This is a genomic window from Hyphomonas sp. (genome assembly GCF_037969335.1).
GTDB lineage: Bacteria > Pseudomonadota > Alphaproteobacteria > Caulobacterales > Hyphomonadaceae > Hyphomonas.
On record NZ_JBBKXE010000202.1, the window covers coordinates 1 to 7,144 of the forward strand.

The window sequence follows — 7,144 nt, forward strand, 5'->3', positions numbered from 1 at the left end:
CTCGCCCTTGCCGCCCTCCTGCTGGTCGCCTGCGGCGCCCCTGCCGCCCCCGCGCCGGAGGCTGTCACCGCCCCCGCGATCACGGTCATCACCGGCGGCACGATCTATACCGGCAATCCTGACCAGCCGACCATCGAGGCTGTTGTCGTCGGCCCGGACGGGCGCATCCAGGCCACGGTGCCGCCTACCTCGGCTGACTGGAGCGAGGATGAAATCAACCTGATCGACCTCAAGGGCGCGGTCATGTTCCCCGGCTTTACCGATTCCCATGTCCACTTGCTCGGCGTCGGCCAGCGCGAACTGACGCTCAACCTCGAAGGCACTGCCTCCATCGACGATCTCGTCACACGAATGAACACGGAAGTCAGCGACAAAGCACCGGGTAGCGTTGTCTTCGGGAGCGGCTGGATTGAAACTGGCTGGCCCGAGGGCCGCATGCCTACAGCTGCAGACCTTGATGCCGTCAGCCTCGACCACAAGATCATCCTCGTGCGCTCGGATGGCCACGCCATGGTGGTCAATTCCGCCACTCTGGCCGCGGCGGGAATCACGAAGGATACGCCCGATCCCGACGGCGGGCGCATTGAGCGCAATGCCGATGGCGCGGCGAACGGCCTGCTCATCGACAATGCCATGGGCCTCGTCGCTCCGCTGATCACCGTGCCCGACGCGGACGGGCTCAAGATCGCGCTTGAGACTGGCGCGAAACTCTATGCTTCGCGCGGCTGGACGGGCGGGCACAATATGAGCGTTGCGCCTGAGGAAATCCCCCTCATGGCAGAGCTCGACGCGCAGGGCCGCCTGCCGATCCGGCTTTACAATGCGCTCGGCGAAGACGGCTTCGACATCGCCGCCGGCCGCGAAATGGAAACCGACACGATCACCAATCGGGCCGTGAAAATCTACATGGACGGCGCGCTTGGCAGCCGAGGGGCCCTGCTGATCGAACCCTATGGCGACCGACCCGACACGTCCGGTCTCGCGCTGATGACGCCAGAAGACCTGGCGGCGGTCATGGCCCGCGCCGATGCAGCGGGCGTCCAGCTGGCCATCCATGCCATCGGAGACCTTGCCAATCGCCGCATACTCGAGGCCGTCGAGGCCGGCGGTTATGACGCCGCGCATCGCTGGCGAATCGAACATGCGCAGATTTTCGCGGTGGAAGACCTGATGCGCGCCAGCGATGATGGGCTCATCGCCTCCATGCAGCCTTCGCACGCGATTGGTGACCTCTTCTTCGCGCCCGCGCGCCTCGGCATGGACCGTCTCGCGGGTGCCTATGCCTGGAAGACTTTACTCGAAAACGGAACGGTGATTGCGGGCGGCTCGGACGCCCCGGTCGAAATTGGCTCGCCCCTGATCGAATTCTACGCCGCCGTTGCTCGCAAGAGTCTCAAGGGCGAAACCGGTCCGGGCTGGCACCCGGAACAGGCGCTCAGCCGCCAGCAGGCGCTCGCACTGTTCACCTCGGCGGCCGCCTTTGCCAGCTTTCAGGAAGACGACCTCGGCACGATCGAACCCGGCAAGCTAGCCGATTTCACCGTCTTTGACCGCGACCTGATGACGGTGCCGGAAGCCGAAATCCTCGAAGCCAAACCTGTGATGACGATGATCGGGGGCGAAATTGTCTGGCGGTCGGAAGACTGAGGGCCCCAATGTCCGCCTCAGTTTTACCCTACGTCGCACTAGGCGTCGGCGCTTCGCGTGCTAGAACCTAGTTTGAAACGATAAATCCTCCCCGACGAGACAGAACTCCATGACTGTAATGAGCGATACCGATGCCCTTGAGGGCATGAAGCCGACCGAGAAGATCAACGTGAAGAAGGTTTTTGGCCTCGACACGACAATGACCGTCCACGGCTTCAAGAAGCGGACTGAATACGTGCCTGAAATCGATCCGGCTTATCGGTTCGATCCCCAGACGACGATGGCGGTTCTCGCCGGCTTCGAGCACAATCGCCGCGTCATGGTCCAAGGCTATCACGGCACAGGCAAGTCGACCCATATCGAGCAGATTGCAGCGCGCCTCAACTGGCCGATGATCCGGGTCAACCTCGACAGCCATGTCAGCCGGATCGACATGGTCGGCAAGGATGCAATCGTCCTGAAAGACGGCAAGCAGATCACCGAATTTCGCGAAGGCATCCTGCCATGGGCGCTTCAGCGTCCGGTAGCGATCTGTTTCGACGAATACGATGCCGGTCGCCCGGACGTGATGTTCGTCATCCAGCGCGTGCTCGAGGCCAGCGGCAAGCTGACCCTGCTCGATCAGAACCGCGTTATCGCGCCAAACCCCTATTTCCGCCTGTTTGCGACAACGAACACGGTCGGCCTCGGCGACACGACAGGCCTTTATCACGGCACACAGCAGCTCAACCAGGGCCAGATGGACCGTTGGAGCATCGTCACCACGTTGAATTACCTGGAACACGATGCCGAGGTCGAAATTGTGAAATCCAAGGCCACCGGCGTCGATGACGACACGCTGTCCAAGATGGTGACGCTGGCCGATCTCACCCGCAACGCTTTCATGGCCGGAGATCTCTCCACCGTGATGAGTCCGCGGACGGTGATTACATGGGCGGAGAATTTTGCTATCTTCAAAAATCTCGGCCACGCGTTCCGCATGACGTTCCTCAACAAGTGCGACGAACTTGAACGTCCGCTGGTCGCTGAAATGTACCAACGCTGCTTCGCCGAGGAACTGCCGGAAAGCGCCCTCATGGTGAAGGTCGCCTGAGACGAAAGATATGAGCGTAACCAGCCTGATCCTGAAAAGTGGCGATGGCTTTGAGTTTGGCGCGGTTCGTGTCGACCCGAAGGGAGCGCGCAAGGGCGGTCTGATCCTGGTGCAGGAAATCTTCGGCATCAATTCGTTCATGATCGATGCGGCCAAGCGCTTCGCCGCTGAAGGCTATGAAGTGCTCATGCCCTCGATGTTTGATCGCCAGAAGCCCGGCTTTGTCCGTGAAGATCATTCGCCGGAAGCCATCGCAGAAGGCGGCGGCTACGCCCGCGCCAATGGGCTGGATGCCGCCATGGCTGATATCAGTGCCTGCGTGGACGCGCTCGAGCGACCTGTCTTCATCACCGGCTTTTGCTATGGCGGATCGATCGCCTATATAGCGGCCTGCCAGTTGCGCGGGCTTGCGGCATCGGCGGCCTATTACGGCAGCCTCTTGCCCAGCTTCAAGGCCGCCGCGCCAAACTGCCCGTCGATTGCGCATTTCGGTCGTCATGACGCGCATATTCCAATGGACGGCGTCGATACCTTCATCGCCGCGCGCCACGATGTTCCGGTCTACGTCTATGAAGCTGGCCACGGCTTTGCCCGACAAGGCTCGGATGATCATGATCAGCCAGCAGACGCGTTGGCCTTCCAGCGGACGCTTGAACTGTTTGACAGGGCGCTTATCCGCTGACCGCGGCGAATGCGCGTTCCGATCAAAAATAATCGCGGGTCGGGTTAACCCGGATTTCACGCAGGTATGCGATGCGGACATATGTCCGAATATGCCCACTCCGTGATGATGCTGTTGTCCGAGAAGGCACAATTCATATTGTGCTTCTTCGCGGTGATCACGGTTCTGGCCTGGTTCAAGGCCGGGCGCGATGCCTTGGACTGGAACGATTCCCTGCGGCGTAGCGGGGCCGTCAACCTTGTGATCGTCGCGTTCAATATGGCTGCACTCGTCCTTCCGCTCGCGGCGACGGCTTTCCTGCTCAACCTGCTGAAGGACATGCCGCACGTGCCAGGCCAGGTGTGGCAGGACGCACCATGGCTCGTGCGCGCCTTCATGGCGCTGCTGATTTTTGATCTGGCCAATTATACGATGCACCGGCTGTCACATTTCAATGCCTGGCTTTGGCCGATGCACGCGGTTCACCATTCCGATACGGAATTGCATTTCCTGTCGGCCAATCGTGCACACATCCTTGAATGGGTCCTGCTCGTGCCAACCGGCGCGATCGTCGCTTACTTTTGCGGCTTGTCGATCAATGATGTCGTGTTCCTGGGTCTGCTGCGCGAGGCACACCAATATTACGTCCATTCCAATCTGGACTGGTCGCACGGCCCGCTGCGCTACGTCATCGCCGGCCCGCGCTTTCACCGCTGGCACCATGTCGACCGGGACGATGCCTACAACAAGAATTTCGCGCTCTTCTTTCCCTTTATCGACCTCGCTTTCGGGACCTATTACATGCCGGGCCCGGCCAAAACGCTCGCCACGGGATTTGTCGGCAGCCCGGGCGACAATGCATTGAAATTACTGATGTTTCCGTTTCGGGAATGGGTCAGGCTCGTGCGCGAACTGGGCGCTGGACGGGTGGGCTCGATCCCGCCCCGCGAACAGCCGGGAAGCGCGCTTCGCCCGGACTAGCGCGGCGGCAACCCGGCATCCCTCTTCGCAAATGCGATCCCGCGCGCTAAGTGATCGTCATGGCCAAGACCGAAACCACCCCTCAGGAACTGTTCAAGCAAGCGCTCGCCGCGACTACCAAGGCGATGACGGCTGACCGCGACGTCGAGGTCGGCTTCGGCAATGATGCAGGCTCTGACGGCGAACGGATCGTCCTGCGCCCGCCGCCGGTCGAACTGCCTGCGCCCGTGGCCGCCCGTATTCGCGGCGAGGCCGACGCCGTTGCCCTGCGCCGGGCCCACCATGACGCAGCCGCACACGTCCGGAACCGCCCGCCGGGCGACCTGCCGCGCAAGGTCTATGACGCGGCCGAACACGCGCGCATCGAAAGCCTCGGCGCCAATGCCATGCGCGGCACCGCCATCAATCTCGATGCTGTCCTCGAACTGCGTTGCAAGTCCGACGAATTTGCCATGGGCGCAGAGGACCCGGAAGCGGTCCTCGCCCCGGCGGTCGAATTCCTGCTGCGTGAAAAGCTGACCGGGCGTCCATTGCCGGAAGCCGCCGCTCGCGTCGCCGATGTCTGGCGCGAACGGGTCGAGGCCGACACCGGCGGCGCGCTCGACAAGCTGATCGCCCAGCTTCACGACCAGCCGGGCTTTGCCAAAACCATTCGCGAAATGATCCGCGACCTCACCGCAGGCGACCAGTCCGGCGATGAGGCGCAGTCCGAAGAGGACCAGCAGGAACAGGACAGCGAAGACGAGCAATCCCAGCAGGGCGAACAGGACCAGGAATCCGAAGAGCCGATGGGCGCTTCGTCCGAACAGATGGAATCGGGCGACAGCGAGGAAATCGACGGCGAAGAGACAAATGTCAGCGTCGACCAGGATGTCGACCTTGAGGCCGACGAAGACGCTGATGACAGCGATGACGGCTCCAAGCCCCTGCGCCCGAATTTCCGCGATGGCGACGAGCGTGACCGGTTCGCCTACAATGTCTTCACCCGCGCCCATGACGAAGTGGCCCAGGCGCCTGACCTCTGCGACCCGGAAGAGCTGACCCGCCTGCGCGCCTATCTCGACCACCAGCTGATGGGCCTGCAGGGCGCCGTCTCCAAGCTGGCCAACAAGCTGCAGCGCCGCCTGATGGCCCAGCAGAACCGGTCCTGGAGCTTTGACCTTGAAGAAGGCGTGCTCGACACCGCCCGCCTCACCCGTGTCATCACCGACCCGACCGCGGCGCTCACTTTCAAGCAGGAAGACGACAGCAATTTCCGCGACACCGTGGTCACGCTGCTGCTCGACAATTCCGGTTCGATGCGCGGGCGTCCGATCATGGTCGCCGCCCTGTGCGCCGACATTCTCGCCCGCACGCTGGAGCGCTGCGGCGTCAAGACCGAGATCCTTGGCTTCACCACCAAGGCGTGGAAGGGCGGCATGGCGCGCGAAGACTGGGTCAAGGCCGGCAAGCCGAATGGCCCTGGCCGCCTCAACGATGTCCGCCACATCGTCTACAAGCAGGCCGATGCCCCGTGGCGCCGCGCCCGCAAGAATCTCGGCCTGATGATGCGCGAAGGCCTTCTGAAAGAGAATATCGACGGTGAGGCCCTGCTCTGGGCGCATGACCGCCTGCTCGCGCGCTCCGAACAGCGCAAGATCCTGATGGTGATATCAGACGGCGCGCCGGTCGATGATTCCACTCTTAACGTCAATGTCGGCAACTATCTCGAACGCCACCTGCGTCAGGTCATCGAGGAAATCGAGACGCGCAGCCCGATCGAATTGATCGCCATCGGCATCGGCCATGATGTCACCCGCTATTACAAGCGCGCCGTCACCATCGTCTACGCCGTACAGCTTTGCGGGGATATGACTGATCAATTGGCCAGCCTGTTCGACGAGAACGGCCCCAATCCCAAGGCCATGGCCATCCCGCCGCTGACCGACCGCACCGTGCGCGGCGCGGTCTCCGGCGCTGCCAGCGGCGCGCCCAGCTATGGCGGGCGCAAGACCGGGCTGGGCCGCGACGTGAAAACGACCTCGCTGCAGGCGGTCAAGGGCCCCAAATCCTAGGCAGGGGCCTGTCCCATATTTCTGCCTTCATGCTAGGGTCTGATGGGCCGAACAGGGGACAGGACCGATGCCAGACCATTTCATCCGTACGCCATTTGCGAAGCTCTTGCTGGCAGGCGCATTTGTCCTGCTCGCCGCCTGCGCCTCAAAGCCCGAACCGGACCGTCTCGTCCTGCTCGGCGATGCTCAGGCCGCCGGCGACACGGTTCAGGAAATATCCCTCGCCCGCGCCCTGCTCGCTGATCCGGACGTCAAGGGCGACCTGCGCACAGACCTTGGCGATATTCTCGCCGAGGCGGGCCAGACCGAAGCCGCCCTGTCGGCCTATCACCGCGTCCTCACCGCCGCGAGCGCCGAAACCCCGCCAAACTATGCCCGCCAGATCGACCTGCGCGCCCGCATGGCCGAAATCGCGCTCGATGCCGGTGACACGGCCCGGGCCACCGAGGAGATCGCCAGCGCCGCCCGCCTCGTGCGCGTCCATCTCGGCACCGATCATCCGCGCCTCGCCCCGCTCCTCGCCTTTGCCGTCGAGAACGGTCTCGACACGGCCCGTATCGCCCAAGTCACCGGCCTGCAGGTCAACGCGGCCCTGATACAGAGCGTCGAGCGCGCGCGCGAGCGCCCCGTCGCCGTCGCCAGCAGCACAGAAGTCACACGCGGCGGCGTCGAGCCGGACTTCGACCTTGTCCGCGTCTTCTTCGGCAC

6 protein-coding genes are annotated in these 7,144 nt (G+C 62.9%); all 6 read left to right on the plus strand.

Annotation, left to right across the window (positions count from 1 at the left end; genetic code table 11):
- Positions 1-1,647: amidohydrolase (locus AADA04_RS14920; protein WP_340694075.1), on the plus strand; the 1,647-nt coding region annotated here is incomplete at its 5' end.
- 109 nt (positions 1,648-1,756) lie between these two features.
- On the plus strand, positions 1,757-2,740 hold the full coding sequence (gene cobS / locus AADA04_RS14925; RefSeq protein WP_340694076.1) for a cobaltochelatase subunit CobS: 984 nt from the start codon (positions 1,757-1,759) through the stop codon (positions 2,738-2,740).
- A gap of 10 nt (positions 2,741-2,750) precedes the next feature.
- Positions 2,751-3,422, plus strand: coding sequence for a dienelactone hydrolase family protein (locus tag AADA04_RS14930; protein ID WP_340694077.1), 672 nt, complete (start codon positions 2,751-2,753; stop codon positions 3,420-3,422).
- An 81-nt stretch (positions 3,423-3,503) separates the two neighbouring features.
- Positions 3,504-4,382, plus strand: coding sequence for a sterol desaturase family protein (locus tag AADA04_RS14935; protein WP_340694078.1), 879 nt, complete (start codon positions 3,504-3,506; stop codon positions 4,380-4,382).
- Positions 4,383-4,441: 59 nt separating this feature from the next.
- Complete coding sequence (gene cobT / locus AADA04_RS14940) at positions 4,442-6,436, plus strand: cobaltochelatase subunit CobT (RefSeq protein WP_340694079.1); 1,995 nt, start codon at positions 4,442-4,444, stop codon at positions 6,434-6,436.
- 67 nt (positions 6,437-6,503) lie between these two features.
- Positions 6,504-7,144 (plus strand): hypothetical protein (locus tag AADA04_RS14945; protein ID WP_340694080.1); only part of this gene is annotated, 641 nt, incomplete at its 3' end.

Excerpts from the sequence above, each read along its gene's own strand:
- cobS (WP_340694076.1), top strand. The coding sequence starts at position 1,757 with ATGACTGTAATGAGCGATACCGATGCCCTTGAGGGCATGAAGCCGACC.
- AADA04_RS14930 (WP_340694077.1), top strand. The coding sequence starts at position 2,751 with ATGAGCGTAACCAGCCTGATCCTGAAAAGTGGCGATGGCTTTGAGTTT.
- AADA04_RS14935 (WP_340694078.1), top strand. The coding sequence starts at position 3,504 with ATGTCCGAATATGCCCACTCCGTGATGATGCTGTTGTCCGAGAAGGCA.
- cobT (WP_340694079.1), top strand. The coding sequence starts at position 4,442 with ATGGCCAAGACCGAAACCACCCCTCAGGAACTGTTCAAGCAAGCGCTC.